This is a genomic window from Halarchaeum salinum (assembly GCF_039520965.1).
Lineage (GTDB): Archaea > Halobacteriota > Halobacteria > Halobacteriales > Halobacteriaceae > Halarchaeum > Halarchaeum salinum.
This window is the reverse complement of the sequence record NZ_BAAABL010000060.1, coordinates 23946-37726: the sequence shown is the minus strand read 5'-3', so window position 1 is coordinate 37726 and position 13781 is coordinate 23946. Positions and strand designations below refer to the sequence as shown.

The 13781-nt window shown below is 67.6% G+C and carries 17 protein-coding genes, 1 tRNA gene and 2 pseudogenes; 7 read left to right on the top strand and 13 right to left on the bottom strand.

Annotated features, from left to right (window positions below; genetic code table 11):
• Positions 1-67: 67 nt before the first annotated feature.
• Positions 68-169: pseudogene (locus ABDZ36_RS10780) on the bottom strand (IS5/IS1182 family transposase); the annotation flags it as partial.
• A 74-nt stretch (positions 170-243) separates the two neighbouring features.
• Between ABDZ36_RS10780 and ABDZ36_RS10775 the strand changes: the two are divergent.
• A pseudogene (locus ABDZ36_RS10775) lies at positions 244-684 on the top strand (LURP-one-related family protein); the annotation flags it as partial.
• On the opposite strand, the gene ABDZ36_RS10770 reads toward ABDZ36_RS10775, so the two are convergent.
• A complete protein-coding gene (locus tag ABDZ36_RS10770) occupies positions 681-1421 on the bottom strand; it encodes an SDR family NAD(P)-dependent oxidoreductase (RefSeq protein ID WP_211313171.1) in 741 nt (246 codons plus the stop codon). The pseudogene ABDZ36_RS10775 and the gene ABDZ36_RS10770 sit on opposite strands and share 4 nt — an antisense overlap.
• A 60-nt stretch (positions 1422-1481) precedes the next feature.
• On the opposite strand from ABDZ36_RS10770, the gene ABDZ36_RS10765 reads away from it, so the two are divergent.
• The 3 genes from ABDZ36_RS10765 to ABDZ36_RS10755 all read left to right on the top strand — a co-directional run bounded on the left by ABDZ36_RS10765 (position 1482) and on the right by ABDZ36_RS10755 (position 3769).
• Positions 1482-1934 (top strand): universal stress protein, encoded by a 453-nt coding sequence (locus tag ABDZ36_RS10765; RefSeq protein WP_211313170.1) that lies wholly within the window; start codon positions 1482-1484, stop codon positions 1932-1934.
• A 126-nt stretch (positions 1935-2060) separates the two neighbouring features.
• Positions 2061-3029: an ROK family protein gene (locus tag ABDZ36_RS10760; RefSeq protein WP_211313169.1), complete on the top strand. Its 969-nt coding sequence runs from the start codon at positions 2061-2063 to the stop codon at positions 3027-3029.
• A 359-nt stretch (positions 3030-3388) separates the two neighbouring features.
• Positions 3389-3769 (top strand): NifU family protein, encoded by a 381-nt coding sequence (locus ABDZ36_RS10755; RefSeq protein WP_211313168.1) that lies wholly within the window; start codon positions 3389-3391, stop codon positions 3767-3769.
• 107 nt (positions 3770-3876) lie between these two features.
• Here ABDZ36_RS10755 and ABDZ36_RS10750 read toward each other — a convergent pair whose 3' ends face one another.
• Positions 3877-5295 carry a ribonuclease FAU-1 family protein gene (locus tag ABDZ36_RS10750; RefSeq protein ID WP_211313167.1) on the bottom strand — a complete coding sequence of 473 codons (1419 nt, stop codon included), beginning with the start codon at positions 5293-5295 and terminating at the stop codon, positions 3877-3879.
• On the bottom strand, positions 5292-5669 hold the full coding sequence (locus ABDZ36_RS10745) for a DUF7532 family protein (RefSeq protein ID WP_211313166.1): 378 nt from the start codon (positions 5667-5669) through the stop codon (positions 5292-5294). The genes ABDZ36_RS10750 and ABDZ36_RS10745 overlap by 4 nt, the downstream gene beginning before the upstream one ends.
• Positions 5670-5749: 80 nt before the next feature.
• Between ABDZ36_RS10745 and ABDZ36_RS10740 the strand changes: the two genes are divergently transcribed.
• Positions 5750-6772, top strand: coding sequence for a PrsW family intramembrane metalloprotease (locus tag ABDZ36_RS10740; protein ID WP_211313165.1), 1023 nt, complete (start codon positions 5750-5752; stop codon positions 6770-6772).
• On the opposite strand, the gene ABDZ36_RS10735 is transcribed toward ABDZ36_RS10740, so the two are convergent.
• Complete coding sequence (locus ABDZ36_RS10735) at positions 6769-7395, bottom strand: riboflavin synthase (protein WP_211313164.1); 627 nt, start codon at positions 7393-7395, stop codon at positions 6769-6771. The two genes, ABDZ36_RS10740 and ABDZ36_RS10735, sit on opposite strands and share 4 nt — an antisense overlap.
• Before the next feature lie 80 nt (positions 7396-7475).
• On the opposite strand from ABDZ36_RS10735, the gene ABDZ36_RS10730 reads away from it, so the two are divergent.
• Positions 7476-7706: a DUF7533 family protein gene (locus ABDZ36_RS10730; protein ID WP_211313163.1), complete on the top strand. Its 231-nt coding sequence runs from the start codon at positions 7476-7478 to the stop codon at positions 7704-7706.
• Here ABDZ36_RS10730 and ABDZ36_RS10725 read toward each other — a convergent pair whose 3' ends face one another.
• The 3 genes from ABDZ36_RS10725 to ABDZ36_RS14905 all read right to left on the bottom strand — a co-directional run bounded on the left by ABDZ36_RS10725 (position 7707) and on the right by ABDZ36_RS14905 (position 10966).
• A complete protein-coding gene (locus ABDZ36_RS10725) occupies positions 7707-8873 on the bottom strand; it encodes a M24 family metallopeptidase (protein ID WP_343749308.1) in 1167 nt (388 codons plus the stop codon).
• 4 nt (positions 8874-8877) lie between these two features.
• Positions 8878-10731, bottom strand: a complete 1854-nt coding sequence (locus ABDZ36_RS10720) for a UvrD-helicase domain-containing protein (protein WP_211313162.1) — start codon at positions 10729-10731, stop codon at positions 8878-8880.
• A gap of 76 nt (positions 10732-10807) precedes the next feature.
• On the bottom strand, positions 10808-10966 hold the full coding sequence (locus ABDZ36_RS14905) for a DUF7563 family protein (RefSeq protein ID WP_425342208.1): 159 nt from the start codon (positions 10964-10966) through the stop codon (positions 10808-10810).
• Between the two features lie 176 nt (positions 10967-11142).
• On the opposite strand from ABDZ36_RS14905, the gene ABDZ36_RS10715 reads away from it, so the two are divergent.
• A complete protein-coding gene (locus ABDZ36_RS10715; RefSeq protein WP_211313161.1) occupies positions 11143-11880 on the top strand; it encodes a creatininase family protein in 738 nt (245 codons plus the stop codon).
• A gap of 45 nt (positions 11881-11925) precedes the next feature.
• On the opposite strand, the gene ABDZ36_RS10710 is transcribed toward ABDZ36_RS10715, so the two are convergent.
• The 5 genes from ABDZ36_RS10710 to ABDZ36_RS10690 form a co-directional block, all read right to left on the bottom strand.
• A complete protein-coding gene (locus ABDZ36_RS10710) occupies positions 11926-12351 on the bottom strand; it encodes a DUF5790 family protein (RefSeq protein WP_211313160.1) in 426 nt (141 codons plus the stop codon).
• Positions 12352-12422: 71 nt separating this feature from the next.
• A complete protein-coding gene (locus ABDZ36_RS10705; protein WP_211313159.1) occupies positions 12423-12767 on the bottom strand; it encodes a dihydroneopterin aldolase family protein in 345 nt (114 codons plus the stop codon).
• 296 nt (positions 12768-13063) lie between these two features.
• A tRNA-Ser gene (locus tag ABDZ36_RS10700) sits at positions 13064-13145 on the bottom strand.
• Between the two features lie 61 nt (positions 13146-13206).
• Positions 13207-13380 carry a DUF7981 family protein gene (locus tag ABDZ36_RS10695; RefSeq protein WP_211313158.1) on the bottom strand — a complete coding sequence of 58 codons (174 nt, stop codon included), beginning with the start codon at positions 13378-13380 and terminating at the stop codon, positions 13207-13209.
• Positions 13381-13764, bottom strand: coding sequence for a RidA family protein (locus ABDZ36_RS10690; protein ID WP_211313157.1), 384 nt, complete (start codon positions 13762-13764; stop codon positions 13381-13383).
• Positions 13765-13781: the final 17 nt, after the last annotated feature.

Here is a 13781-nt window from a genome sequence, read left to right as displayed (position 1 = left end):
CTCTTTGCGGCGATCTCCAGACATACTCTCGTATCAGGCGCCACCTCCATAACTTCCCCTAACCACTACCGTTGCCGGCTGGATGGCTGATCTGCATCAGCGCCGCATCAGTAAGTTTTCGTGCTATCGAGACAGCTTGTTTAACGAAGCGGAAGAGTACCTTTTGCACAACTGTACTCTCCCGCTTCACTTCCAACGTTCTAACGACTCATCCCGACGCTGTCTGCGGATTCAATAGAGCCGTTCAAGCTCAAAGAGCAGTTCCCGTTCGTCACCGACGACGGCGCGGAGGCCTTCACCGTGAAGGCCGGCGGCATCATGGACATCGCGGGGAACTACGCCATCGTCGACGACGCGACCGGCGAGGAGGTCGTCGTCCTCGACGAGGACTACTCGCTGTTCGCCGAGAACTGGACCGTCCGGGACCCCGACACCGGCACGGCGCTCGCCACGATCGAATCACGGAACAAGCTCCTCGAAGTCTTCCGGCATTTCGTCGGCGCGGCCGGCCTCATCCCGCACAAGTACGACATCAAGGACGCCAAGGGCGACCACGTCGGGAGCATTGAGGGTCAGTTCTCCCTGAAGGACAAGTACACCGTCACGATCGACGACGCGAGCGACGTCCCGAAGGAGGCCGTGATCGCCGCTGCGTGCGTGCTTGATGCGCTCGAAGGGAGCTAGACTGACTCGGGGAGCCAACCGCCATCAACTTCGACGTTTTCACCCGAAATATACTCGCTCCCCGCCGAGCAGAAGAACCGGACCACCTGTGCGAGGTCGTCGATCGTCGCCCACCGGCCACGCGGAGCGTCCGCGGGGAACTCGTCGCTCGTCTCGACGACGTAGGGCGAGACGGCGTTCACCGTGATCCCATCCGATTGCGTCTCGGCGGCGAGCATTCGCGTGAACATCAACACGCCGGCTTTCGCGGCGAAGTACGGGAAGTTCTTCGCGGCGACGAGCCCCTTCTCCGCCGAGGCGTAGCCGACGTTGACGATCCGACCCCACTCGTTCTCGCGCATTTCGGGGAGCGCGCGGCGCGCACAGCACATCGTCCCGACGAAGTTCGTCTCGTAGACGCGCCGCCAGTCGTCGATCGACTGTTCGGCCCAGTGGGTTGGCTGGAAATCCCCGACGTTGTTGACGAGGACGTCGACGGGCCCGAGGTCGGCCTCGATCGCGTCGAACGCCAAATCGACATTGTCGGGGTCGGTGACGTCCGCCTGGACGGTCGTCGCGTTGGGCGCGCCGCGTTCGCGTGCCTCCTCGGCGGTCGCCTGCGCTTCGGCCTCGCTGCTATGGTAGTGGATGGCGACGGCCGCGCCTGCCTCGGCGAGTGAGAGCGCGATCCCGCGACCGATACCCGCCGCGCTCCCGGTGACGAGTGCCGTCTGTCCCGTCAGATCGAGGTCCGACATACGTCAGCGATCGCCCGCTGCGAGTATATATTTAAGGGCCTCCCGTGATTTATGCCGGACATGGCTATCGAGAAGATCCTGCTGGCGGTCGGCCCCGGTGACGCCGACCGCGTCGACGCGCTCGCGGAGACACTCACAGACATCGCCATTCCGACCGGTGCGGAGGTCGTCCTGGCGCACGTCTTCACCGAGGAGGAGTACGAATCGACGCTCGAGAACCTCGGCGTCGAGGCCGGCGGCGATGTCTCCGCGGACGAGGTGTCGCGGCGTCACGCCACCATCCGCCAGCTCTCGGAGGCACTCGACGACGCCGGGATCGACTACACCGTCCGCGGCGAGATCGGCAACCACGGGCAGCGGATCGTCGACCTCGCCGAGGCCGAGGGGACGGATCTCGTCATCGTCGGTGGGCGGAAGCGATCGCCGACCGGGAAAGCGGTCTTCGGGTCGACGGCACAGGAGGTCATGCTCTCCGCGCCCTGCCCCGTGACGTTCGTCCGCGGCGACGAGTAGCGGCGTGGGTGTGGTGGGCACGCACGTTGCCCAACTCTCTCGTTGACCGCAGCCGCGTCGAAACCCTTCGTCAGTTCGTAGTGAAATCTGTGTAGTTAAGTCGACGGGGCGGCCATCATTTGGCAGATGGCGTACTACGTGGGCGTCGATCTCGGCGCGACGAACCTCCGTGCCGCAGTCGCGAACGAGGAGGCCGTCGTGCTCGGTACCGACCGCCGCGGGACCCCGCGCGGACCGTCCGGTATCGCCGTCACCGAGGCCGTCCTCGCCGCGATCCGGACGGCGTGCGCGAACGCCGGCGTCGATCCGACGGACGTGATCGCGGCCGGGATTGGGAGTATTGGCCCGCTCGACCTCGCCGACGGCGCGATCGACGACCCCGCGAACCTCCCCGAGGCCGTCGGGCGGATCCCGCTCGTCGGCCCCGTCCGCGAACTCATCGGCTCCGAACGCATCTACCTCCACAACGACACCATCGCCGGCGTCATCGGCGAGCGCTTCCATAGCGACCGCAACCCCGACGACATGGTCTACCTCACCATCTCCTCGGGGATCGGCGCGGGCGTCGCCGTCGACGGCAACGTCCTCACCGGCTGGGACGGTAACGCCGGCGAGGTCGGACACCTGGTCGTCGACCCCGAGGGACGCCGAACCTGTGGCTGTGGCCGCGACGGCCACTGGGAGGCCTACTGCTCCGGAAACAACATTCCACGCTACGCGACGCAGCTCGCCGAGGAACGCGACGCCGACACCGCGCTACCGATCGACGACCCGAACTTCTCCGCGAAGGACGTCTTCGACCACGCCGAGACCGACGACTTCGCGGCCCACGTCGTCGACCGGATCGCCGACTGGAACACCCTCGGCGTCACGAACCTCGCGCAGGCGTACGCACCCCTCGTCGTCTACGTCGGCGGTGCCGTCGCGCTCAACAACCCCGACCTCGTCCTCGACCCCGTCCGCGAGCGCTTAGAGGAGTCCGTGTTCAACAACGTTCCCGACCTCCAGCTCACCAACCTCGGCGACGATGTCGTCCTCGACGGCGCGATCGCCTCCGCACTCACCGGTGGGACCGGCGACCGCTCGCAGCTCTAGGGGACACACACCTCACGTCGTTTGTTCTCGTTCCGATCGGTATCGGTGCCATCAATATCGAACCGACACCGCAACGCGGACGGGGACTCAACGACTCGCCGTCAAACGATCGTCGTTGTCCGATGGTGGCGTCATCCACGCGAGAACTTACGACATCTGGTGTGGGGATGTCGAACGTTCAGTGTGACCTCTTCGCGCGTCTCTCGGGCGCTGCGAGCGCTCCCTTCGCCCACTGGTCCACCCCTCGGCATCGAGAACTCGCGACAGTTGGTGTGTGGTGGTTCCGTTCGCCGCTCCCTCGTCGCCCCTACGGTGCCGAAAACCCGAACCCTTTCACGCGTGCGGACGTATCTCGTACCATGAGCGAGGCCAGCGAAGTGGACGGCGAGGACTTCCACGGGCGCGTCGAGCGGTGGCTCACCGCCCAGATGCCGATCATCCAGATGCACGGCGGTGAGTCCGCCGTCCGGAAGGCCGATCGGGAGTCCGGCGAAGTCGTCATCGAACTCGGCGGCGCGTGTTCCGGGTGCGGGATCAGCCCCCGGACCGCCCAACGCATCAAGACGTCGCTCGCCGACGACTTCGAGGCCGTCACCGACGTCACCGTCCGGTTCTCCGACGACTCCGGCTCTGACTGGACGACCGGGCAGGCCGAGAGCTACATGGGAATCGACCGGAACGAGGGTGGCCGCGGCGGCCGCGGTGAGGGCAGTCCGGACTCCGACGGAATGCACTTCTAACCGACTTTATGTCCTGACGGGTCGCCGCGGCGCGGCCGACGCGAAACCGACGACGGGCCGCCCGCGGGACACACCTCGCGTCGTCTGTTCGCCACCCTCCGTGCCCGCTAGTCCCGCAGCCCACCCGCCAGCCGCTCGGCGACGTCGAGCGCGCGGTCGGCGAGTGCACGCGGGACGTCGCCGGCTTCGACATCCGCCTCCAACTCGTCCTCATCGACGACATCGACCGTCCCGTCCGGGTACTTCACGACGTCCACCTGTAAGTCGACGTACCGGATCGCGTCCGGGAACAGCTCCACGGGCGTCGAGACGTTGACGTACGTGCCTTTGTTCGTCCCGTCTTCGGCCTCGTAGCCGGTCATGTACCACTCGCGCCCTTCTTGGAAGCGCGTAATCGCGACGTCGCCGGCTTCGCGCTCCGTCTCGAGGGCGTCGTAGGTGCCGCCGGGGTGCATCTCGCGTTCGAGCGTCAGCTTCCCCGTCGACGGCTCGCAGTTCGTGACCGTCCCGCTCCCGAGCGTGATGAGCCGCCCGCTCGGCTTCCCGTGCTCGATGGCGAGCGTGTCACCCTCGCGTGGCCCGAACGCGGACGACACTGCTGCGAACGGGAAGTCGTCGGTGTCGACGCCGACCGCCTCCGCGAAGTCGACGGCGCGACTCGCGGCCGGCGTCGCGGCCTTCGTCCGGTGGTGGCCGGGCATCGTCGCGGTCACAGTATCGCGTCGGTCGTCGAGTGCGAAGCGCGAGTCGCGCCCGAACCAGACCCACGCGGTCTCCATCGGGCGATAGATCGCACGCGGGGCGTCAAGCTCGCCCGCCTCATCGAGTGCGTTCTCCAGATCGTCGACGCGTTCGATGGCGGTTTCGAGCGCTTCGCGGAGCGCCGCGAACGATGCCCCCTCGGCGGCGCGTCCCCAGCGAACCGCCCAGCCGTCGGGCACGTCGACGTTCAGCATCTCCGTCGTCTGGACGAGTTCGTGTTCGGCCGTCCCGTCCGGCGTCGCCGCGACGAGCGCATCACCTTCCTCCAGTTCGGCGAGCGCGCCGACGCCGGGGGTCCGAAGCGCCGTCGCGACAGTCGCCCGCCCGTCGAGCCACGGAGCTGCCGGCTCGCGGACCTGCACGCGGAGCTCGTTGTCCGTCTCGACGTAGCCGTCCGCGGCGTCGAACGGGAGGTACGCCTCTCTCCCTTCGCCGAGGTCGAGGACGGCACCGCCGCCCGTCGTCTCCACGACGCGGCCGTCGAACACCGCGCTGGCCGGGACGGGCTCGTTCCAGTCGAGCGCGTCGACCCCGATGTCGACGCAGCGCTCGCGAAGTGCCGCGACGGCCTCGGGATCACCGGAGAGCCCGACGCCCTGTCGGTCCGCCGTCGTCTCGATCATGGCCTCGGCGGGGTCGCCCGGAAAGTCCGCGTCGAAGCGCTCGCGGATCGGCTCGGAGGCCTGTACGACTGTGTGGCCGGCGTCGAGACACGCGGCCGTGAGCGCGGTCGCGTAGATCCCGCGGACGCGAACGCGCGTCATCGGAGGGCGTCCCGCGTCGTCGCGAAGCGCACCCGGTCGTGGACCGTCGGGCCGAGTTCGAGCTCGACCGTCCCGTCGTCGAGCAGTCGGGCCCCCTCGACGTAGACGCCCCACGTATCGAACCGGAGGAACCCGCGGATGTCCTGGCTGTGCGTGAAGAGATCGCAGTAGTCGACGTCGTGCTCGGGGTACGTCTCGTTCGAGTGCGTCTGATCCATGTCGGAGTAGACCGTCTCGTGGTCCGCGAAGAACGCCGCGACGTCGTCGGCTGTCTCGCGTGCCTCGGCCGCGACCGTCTGTTCGACGTCGCGGAGGGTCTCCGCCGATACGCCGGCCTCGCGGAGCGCGTGCCGGGTCGGCTGATCGAAGAGCATACGCGCGCCTACGCGTGTGTGGCTGAAAAAACGTCGCTCTCGCCCGAAGACCTTAGAGAGAGCCGACTGTATCGCTGTCCATGCCACAGAAACGCGACCCGATACAGCGCGTCGCGGACGGCCGTGACCTCTACGACGTGGCGTCGTGGGAGGAGCGTACCACCCTCGATCGGCTCGCGACGCGGGTGTACGGCTGGCTCACGGTCGGGGGCCGGTGGTCGGTCATCGCCCTCGCCGTGCTCATCCTCGCCGCACAGTTCCTCATCGTCGGCGTCGCGGCGTTCCAGAACCCGCTCCTCGGCGTCTACGTCCTGCTGTCGGTCGTTCCCGCGGCGATCCTCGTCTTCTCCGTCTGGCGGATGGACGTCACGATGCGCGAACCGCTGCCGATGCTCGTCGGGACGTTCGTCCTCGGCTTCCTTTTCGCGGGCTTCGCCTCCGTCCTCAACACCGTCCTGAAGAACGTCGTCACGGTGATCCCCGCGGTCGGGATGCTCCTCTTCTTCTTCGTCGTCGTCGGCCCCGTCGAGGAGACGGTGAAGTGGCTCGCTATTCGGCTCTACGCGTATCGCTCCGAGAAGTTCGATGCCGTGATCGACGGCGCGGTGTACGGCGCGGCCGCCGGACTCGGGTTCGCCACGATCGAGAACACGATCTACATCACACAACAGTTCCTCACCGCTGCGAACAGCGCGACGCTCCAGACCGCGCTCGGGCAGGCCTTCCAGACCGCAACGCTCCGGACGTTCGCCGGGCCGGGGCACGTCATCTACTCGGCGTTCGCGGGCTACTACCTCGGCCTCGCGAAGTTCAACCCCGACAACCGCGGGCCGATCGTCGTCAAGGGCCTCCTCATCGCCGCGGCGATCCACGCAACATACAACACCGTCGTAACGTACGTCCCCCAGTTCGTCCCGAACTGGAACCTGCTCACCTTCATCGGGTTCGTTCTCGTCTACGACGGCGTCTTCCTCTGGATCCTCTACCGGAAGCTCTCGCGCTACCGCGACACCTACCACGACCTCGGTGCCGGCCAGGCGTATGAGGACCCCTTCGATGACTTGACACCCGCGATCGAGTACGTCGGCGACGACGAGTCCTAATGCGTTGGTGACGGCGAGCCCTGGTACGTCTCCAAGCGCTCGACGTACTTCGCGACGACGTCGATTTCGACGTTGATCGCGTCGCCGGGTTCGCGCTCGTCGAGTGTGGTCTCCGCCCGCGTCGTCGGGATGATCGCCACGTCGAACGTCCCGGCGTCGTCGTCCACGCTCGCGACCGTGAGACTCACACCGTCGAGGGCGATCGACCCCTTCTCCGCGATGTAGCGTTCGTACCCGTCGGGGAGCGCGAACGTGTAACGATAATCCTCGCCGACCCGCTCGATTTCGACGACTTCGGTCGTGGTGTCGACGTGCCCTTGGACGACGTGGCCATCCAAGCGCCCGTCGGCGGGGAGCGCGCGTTCGAGGTCGACACCGTCGCCGACGGCACGCTCGTCGAGGCTCGTCCGTGCGACGGTCTCGGCGGCGAGGAAGGCGTCGAACCACGCGCCATCGGCCGTCTCGCCGTGGTCCTCGACGGTCAGGCAGACGCCATCAACGGCGACGCTCTGCCCGTGGCTGAACCCGCCGATCCCGTCCGTCTCGATCCGGAGCCGGCGTCCGTCGTCGTTCCGCGTGACGTCGGCGACGCGGCCGGTCGTCTCGACGATCCCCGTGAACATACCAACGATTCCGAGATGCATCACGAAAATGTTGTCGCTTGCGACGCAACGCCTACCCGGTGGCGTTCCCTACGACACGTATGGGGATCCTCTCACAGCTCTCCTTCGTCGTCACCCTCGCCTTCTGCGCGCCGCTCATCACGCTCGGCGCGCAGTACGCATTCGCGGGGAAGTCGCTCGCGCTCCTCTTCTTCGGGCTCGCGGCGCTCGTCCTCGGCGTCGAGCGCTACGTGCTAACCCCCGACGACGTCGCCATCGCGGCCGCCGAGCGCGTCGTCGGTACCGTCGCGCGCGACCCCGACGAGGAGTAGCTACCGCGACCCGTCCGCACTCGGCGAGAGGGACGTTGCGTACTCCGCGAGCAGGTCGTACCCCTCAGCGGTGACGACCGCGAGATCGGCGACGCGGACGCCACCACCCTCCGCGGCGTCGAACACCGTTGGCGCGAGTACGACGACGTTCCCGGGTTCGAGTTCGTCCGCGTTTGTCAACCACGGTGCCTCACGGCGGGCGAGCCCGACGCCGTGACCGAGCGCGTGCACGCCGTCGGTTCTCGCCTCGCCGACGGCGTCGAAGCCGTACGCGACAATCTCCGCCGCGGCTTCCTCGTGCACGCGGCTCGCGGACGTTCCGGGGTCGAGTTCGGCGAGTCCGGCCTCGCGCGCCCGCGTCACCGCGAGATGCGCGCGGCGGTCCCAGCCGCCGTCGGTGTCGACGACGAACGTCCGCGCAAGCCGGCCGTGGTAGCCGAGCGCGTCGCGCGGCGCGAGATCGACGAGCACGGGATCGCCCGCCGCGATCGGCGTGTCATTCGCGAACGCGGGATCGTGCCACGCCGTCCCCGCCGCGACGAGCGTGTTCCCCGCCGGGTCGACACCCGCGCGTGCCAGTGCGGCGTTCACCTCGTGGCGGAGCAATTCCGTCGTCAGCGGTTCGCCGCCGTGGACGAGCGTTCCGTCGTCCCTTCGTGACGCCTCCGCGAGCAGCGTCTCGGTGCGCGCAACGCCCGTCGTAGCAGCCGTCTGGACGGCGCGCAGACGCTTGATCTCCGCGTCCGTCTTCAGCGCGCGTGCCTCGGTGAGCGCGTCCGTCGACGCCACGTCGTAGCCGGCGCGTTCGAGGTAGAGGACGGCCGCGTGCGGGACCGCCGCCGTCGTCAACACCGTTCCCGTGGCGTCGCGTGCGTCGAGGGCGGCCGCGGCGCGCTCCCCCGCGGCGCTCACGCCGAGCGAACCCGCGCTTACAACTGTTCCGTCGAACGTCTCGCGGACGGCGCTCGCCGCGCCCGGCGGCGGACAGAGCACGCGCTCGCCGGTTGCGGTTCGAACGTACGCGCTCGGCCGATCCGCGAGGGCGGGTCCCGCGAGGTACCGCAGCGTCGCGTTGGTCCGGTCGCCGACGTGGACGAACGCGGCCGCATCGCGCGTCCCGATGGCGTCGGCGAGCGCCGTCTCGGCCCGCCCCTCCGTCGCCGTCACGGCCTTAGTTCATCGAGATGGGGGCGGCGGCCTTGGAGAGCGCCTCCTCCAAGGTCTCGCCCGTCGGCTCGCCGTAGAGCAGGACATCGAGCGGGAGCGTCGGCGCGCCCGTCACGAGGTTCTGCATGAGGACGAGGCGCTCGCGGGCCCGAGACATGCCGACGTAGAAGACGCGGCGCTCGTTGTCCGTCAGCACGGGTACGGGATCGCTCTTGCGAGTGAACTCCTCGACGCCCTCCGGGAGGTCGTCGTGGTCGGCCGTCGCCGCCATCTGCTCGACGACCTTCTCCGTGAGGTCGGTTGCGAGGAAGACGTGGTCGGCCTCGCGACCCTTCGCGGAGTGGATGGTGCCGACGCGGACGCGACTCGAATCCATCCCCTGATAGTCACCCTGGAAGTAGGCGTCGATGGAGCGGCGCTGATAGCGCGTCACCTTCCGGAGCATGTCGGCGGCGGCGGTGGGTGCGGGGACGAAGGGCACCCAGTTCCGGATGAACTCGGTGCTGAACTCCATCTGATCAAGCGGGGCGTCGGCCTCCTCGCCCTCGCTGATCTCCTCGCGTCGCTGGTCGATCTCGTCGCGGAAGTCGCTGCGGTCGTTCGTCCCGAACGCCGAGTCCTGCAGCATGTCCATCAGCCGGCGGGCCTGGAGGCCGTCGACGGGTTCGCCCGCGTCGATGGCCTCGACGGCCTGCACGTACTGCTGGAGGCGATCCGTCCAGAGGCGCTGGTCCGTTAGTGCCTTGAACGGGATGCCCTCGGTGATGAACTCGTCGACGAAGTCGAAGAGCTGGTAGCGCGCGCGGAAGAGGATCATCACCGTCTCGTCCGTCGTCTGGATCGTCCGCCGGACGTTGCGCACGAGATCGAGCATCGACGGCGAGTCGACGGCCTCGACGCTCCCGCCCTCCTTGCGGGGGTTCAGGTCCTTCTCCTGGCGGTTCTTGATGTGCTCGACCTCCTGTTGGACGATCTTCAGCACCTCCGAGGGGAGGCGATAGGAGTTCGGGAGGACAACGTTCTCCGTCACGTCCGTCTCGAGGAGGAGGTCGGGGTCGGCACCCTGCCAGGCGTAGACGACCTGGTCGTCGTCACCGGCGATCAGCACGGTCTCCATGTGGGGCTTCCACTCCTCGTACACCTTATACTGGAGGCTCGTGATGTCCTGGAACTCGTCGATGACGAGGTGATCGACGTTCGGGACGAGCGAGCGCTGCTCGACGCGTTCGAGCATGTCCGCGAAGCCCACGAGGTCGTGCTCGCCCTTGTAGGCGCGCCACGCGCGGATGCACTCCGGGACGTCGTAGCGCTCGTCGCTCGACGGCCACGTCGGCGTGTACTTGTTGCCGACCTGGGCGTTGTCGTCGATGTCCGGGGGGAGACGGACCTCCTCTTCGTCCCAGCGGAACGGCACGTCGTACCAGTCGGCGACGTCGCGCCCGGTGCGCTGGAGCCACTGGCTCGTCGCGATGACCTTGTTCCCGAGCGTCGTCGAGCGCGCCGTGCGCCGCGACCCGGAGGCGTACTCGTCCTCATAGGGGACGCCGTAGTCGTCGCAGAACTCCTCCTTGTCGTCCTCGCCGACGACGTCGCCGCGCGAGAGGTTCAGGAGCTCGTAGGCCTTCGCGTGCATCGTGGAGACGTTCCCGCGCAGCGAGTGGGGGTTCACGTCGAGACGCTCCGCCAACCGCTCGCGCACCTCGGCCGCGGCGGCGCGGGTATAGGAGACGACGAGGATGTCCCGTATCTCGACGTCGTCGTCTTCGAGTATCTCCTCGACGCGGTCGAGGAGCGCGGTCGTCTTCCCACTGCCGGGACCGCCGAACAGGCGCGTGACCTGTGGCTCCGACTGACTCATTACACAACTACACGACCTACGAGGGTATAAGCGGCGTGACTTTCGGCGGCAGCGACGCGGTGGCGACGCCGGCGACTCAGGTTCGGCGAGTGGAACGCGCTTCGCGGACCTCAGCACCGTCTCGGATCTTGTCTTCGCAGTTCGGACAGACGCGCGGGGCGCTGTGCTCGTCCGGTGTAAACACCCGTGCATACGCGTCGGTCACGAAGGACCCACAGTTCTGGCAGTCCGGCATACTCACTTCGTCGATAGGGAACAATCCGTCTTAGTTATACTGGCCACCTAACCTATCTGCGGGCGGACAACAACATCGGCGAAACGGCCCACGGACGATGGTTTCTGCGCTCCTCTCGTCCGAACATCACGAATCCGACCCCTGGCTACAAGTCCCGCCCGCCCACACGTCGGCGTATGCGCCTCGCGGACGCCACATGGACCGACGCCGACGCGGCCGCCGTTGATGTGGTCTTCCTCCCGGTCGGCAGCACCGAACAACACGGCCCGCACGCCCCACTCGGCACCGACGCGTTCACCGCCGAGACCGTCGCCGAACGCGCCGCCGACGCCTACGACGGTACTGCGGTTGTCGCGCCTACCGTCTCGGTGGGCGTCTCCGAGGAACACCGCCAGTTCACCGGGACGCTGTGGGTCGCCCCGGATACCTTCCGGTCCTACGTTCGCGACACCGTCGCGTCGCTCGCCCACCACGGCTGGACCGACGTCGTCGTCGTCAACGGTCACGGTGGGAACGTCCCCGCGCTCGGCGAGGTGTGCGCGACGATCAGCCGCCACGACGACGCCTACGCCGTCCCGTTCACATGGTTCGACGCCGTCGGCGACCACGCGAGCGATATGGGCCACGCCGGTCCCCTCGAAACCGCGTTCCTCCGTCACGTCGATCCGGAATTGATCCGCGAGGACCGGATCGACGCCGCCCGCGCGGGTGCGAGCGAGCGTTGGGGCGAGTGGGTTTCGGGCACCAACCTTGCACACGACTCTGCCGAGTTCAGCGAGAACGGCGTCGTCGGCGACCCTGGCGAGGATACCGCCGATCGCGGCGCGGAACTCCTCTCGCTCGCCGTCGACTCGCTCTGCGACCTCGCGGACGCCGTCGTCGAGCGGGCGGACGATCCCGTCCCGCATCGCTGACGCCTGCTCTCGTCCCGTCGATACAGCCCCTCGATCGCTCGCCCCCTACTCGTCGTCTTCCGCGTCCTCGCCTTCCTCCTCAGCGTGTAGTTCCTCTAGTTCCCCGCGGAGTTCGGGGATCGCCGAAGCGAGGTCACCGACTGCGTCGCTCACCGCCTCTAGGTCGTCGAGGACACCCTCGATGCGCTCGATCTCGTCCGCCAGGTCCTCGGCGTCCTCGAAGGCGTCAGCGCGCTCGCCGATGGTGTACCACTTCTTCGCGTCGCGGAGGTGTTCCTCAACCTCCTCGACGGCGAGCGCGGTCCGCAGTCCGTTCAGCACGCCGAGCGTGTTGTCCGCCTCGACATCCCATACGGCGGTCGCGGCCGGGAGCGCGTCGCGCGCCGCCGCGAGGTGGTCCTCGACGTCCGCGCGGATCTCGGTCGCCGCCTCGCCGAACAGCTCGTCGTCGTCCAACCCGGATTGGCTCATAGGGCGTGCTACGCACTCCCGTATTTTAAAAGTCTACCCCGATATCGCCCCTTGCGTTCGTCCGCTCCCGCCTACGCCCCGATCTCGACGAGTTCCATCAGCGGGTAACCGTCGTCCATCGCCATCCGCGCGACTGCCTGCGTGCCCTCGTAGTCGACGACCACCTCGACCTCCATGAAGCGCCCCGTCAGCTCCGTGTAGTCCGCCGGCGCGCCCGCCAGCTCGGCTTCGAGTTCGGCTTCGAGGATGTCCACGGTCACGTCGACGCAGTGCGGTTGGTTCTCGATGGCCTCCTCGATGGCCGTCTCCAGACTCTCCGCGCTCTCCGGGCTGACCGGCGTCCCGGCGAACTGGTGATAGAGCGTCCCGAACTTGATGCCGACCTCGAACGCCGCTTCCTCGGCACTGGCGACCATACTCCCAACCCGAAACGTGGCGGCAAGGGCCTTCCCGTTCGGTGCCGACGAGACTCATGGCCGTTCGTCTCGCTTGCTCACATCCCTGCGGCCGTTCTCACGCTCACCGGTCACCGAGCAGTCGCTACGCGACGCTCGTCGACGGTGGTTCGCGGAGAGAAGCGCCGGGACAGGGATTTGAACAGCGTCAGACGGTCGCTCGCGCTGCGACTGACTGGCTCAAATCCCTGTCGGACGACCGTCCCCTCATCCAGAGACGAGCAGCCACGACTCCTCGTCTCGGATTCGGGAGAAGACGCCGGGACAGGGATTTGAACCCTGAACCCCGTAAGGGGACACGCTTTCCAGGCGTGCGCTTTGCCATTCGGCCATCCCGGCCTGCATCTATCCGTAGCTCGGTCTGCCGTTTAAAGCCTTCTTTTCGGCGTCGCGGGGGCGATCATCGCGCGACGATGCGCGCGCCGAACGCGCCGGCGACCCCGACGACGACGGCTACTCCGAAGAGCGTGAGCAGGGAGGGGCCGCCGTCGGCGAGGGCGCGGTACGCGACGGCGAGGATCAGAAAGGAGAGCGTCGCGACCGCGCCCCACGCGGCCGTGCCCACGATATCCATTTAGTCGCGCTGGGCGGCGACAGCTTCGATCTCGATGGCGACGCCCTTCGGGAGAGCGGCAACGCCGAACGCGCTGCGGGCCGGTGGGTTGTCGGCGAAGTATTCGCTGTACGCGTCGTTCATCTGCTCGAAGTCGTCGATGTCCGCGAGGAGGACGGTCGTCTTGAGGACGTCCTGCATGGTGAGCCCCTCGTCTTCGAGGATGGCCTTGACGTTCTCCAGACACTGGCGGGTCTGCGTGGCGATGTCCTCGTCGTCGAGCGTCTCCCCGTCCGCGGTGAGCGGGATCTGCCCGGCGGTGAAGACGAGGTCGCCGTCGGTCGTTGCCTGACTGTACGCCCCGACTGCCTCGGGTGCGTCCGGTGTCTCGATGATCCGTTTCATACGTTGATCGTCGGCCG

Bases quoted from the DNA above. Each gene is read 5' to 3' on its own strand.
- ABDZ36_RS10740 (WP_211313165.1), top strand. From the start codon at position 5,750: ATGCCACAGAAACGCGACCCGATACAGCGCGTCGCGGACGGCCGTGAC.
- ABDZ36_RS10760 (WP_211313169.1), top strand. From the start codon at position 2,061: ATGGCGTACTACGTGGGCGTCGATCTCGGCGCGACGAACCTCCGTGCC.
- ABDZ36_RS10735 (WP_211313164.1), bottom strand. From the start codon at position 7,395: ATGTTCACGGGGATCGTCGAGACGACCGGCCGCGTCGCCGACGTCACG.
- ABDZ36_RS10705 (WP_211313159.1), bottom strand. From the start codon at position 12,767: ATGGTCGCCAGTGCCGAGGAAGCGGCGTTCGAGGTCGGCATCAAGTTC.
- ABDZ36_RS10695 (WP_211313158.1), bottom strand. From the start codon at position 13,380: ATGGATATCGTGGGCACGGCCGCGTGGGGCGCGGTCGCGACGCTCTCC.
- ABDZ36_RS14905 (WP_425342208.1), bottom strand. From the start codon at position 10,966: ATGCCGGACTGCCAGAACTGTGGGTCCTTCGTGACCGACGCGTATGCA.
- ABDZ36_RS10720 (WP_211313162.1), bottom strand. From the start codon at position 10,731: ATGAGTCAGTCGGAGCCACAGGTCACGCGCCTGTTCGGCGGTCCCGGC.
- ABDZ36_RS10730 (WP_211313163.1), top strand. From the start codon at position 7,476: ATGGGGATCCTCTCACAGCTCTCCTTCGTCGTCACCCTCGCCTTCTGC.
- ABDZ36_RS10745 (WP_211313166.1), bottom strand. From the start codon at position 5,669: ATGCTCTTCGATCAGCCGACCCGGCACGCGCTCCGCGAGGCCGGCGTA.
- ABDZ36_RS10715 (WP_211313161.1), top strand. From the start codon at position 11,143: ATGCGCCTCGCGGACGCCACATGGACCGACGCCGACGCGGCCGCCGTT.
- ABDZ36_RS10765 (WP_211313170.1), top strand. From the start codon at position 1,482: ATGGCTATCGAGAAGATCCTGCTGGCGGTCGGCCCCGGTGACGCCGAC.
- ABDZ36_RS10690 (WP_211313157.1), bottom strand. From the start codon at position 13,764: ATGAAACGGATCATCGAGACACCGGACGCACCCGAGGCAGTCGGGGCG.
- ABDZ36_RS10710 (WP_211313160.1), bottom strand. From the start codon at position 12,351: ATGAGCCAATCCGGGTTGGACGACGACGAGCTGTTCGGCGAGGCGGCG.
- ABDZ36_RS10755 (WP_211313168.1), top strand. From the start codon at position 3,389: ATGAGCGAGGCCAGCGAAGTGGACGGCGAGGACTTCCACGGGCGCGTC.
- ABDZ36_RS10750 (WP_211313167.1), bottom strand. From the start codon at position 5,295: ATGACGCGCGTTCGCGTCCGCGGGATCTACGCGACCGCGCTCACGGCC.
- ABDZ36_RS10770 (WP_211313171.1), bottom strand. From the start codon at position 1,421: ATGTCGGACCTCGATCTGACGGGACAGACGGCACTCGTCACCGGGAGC.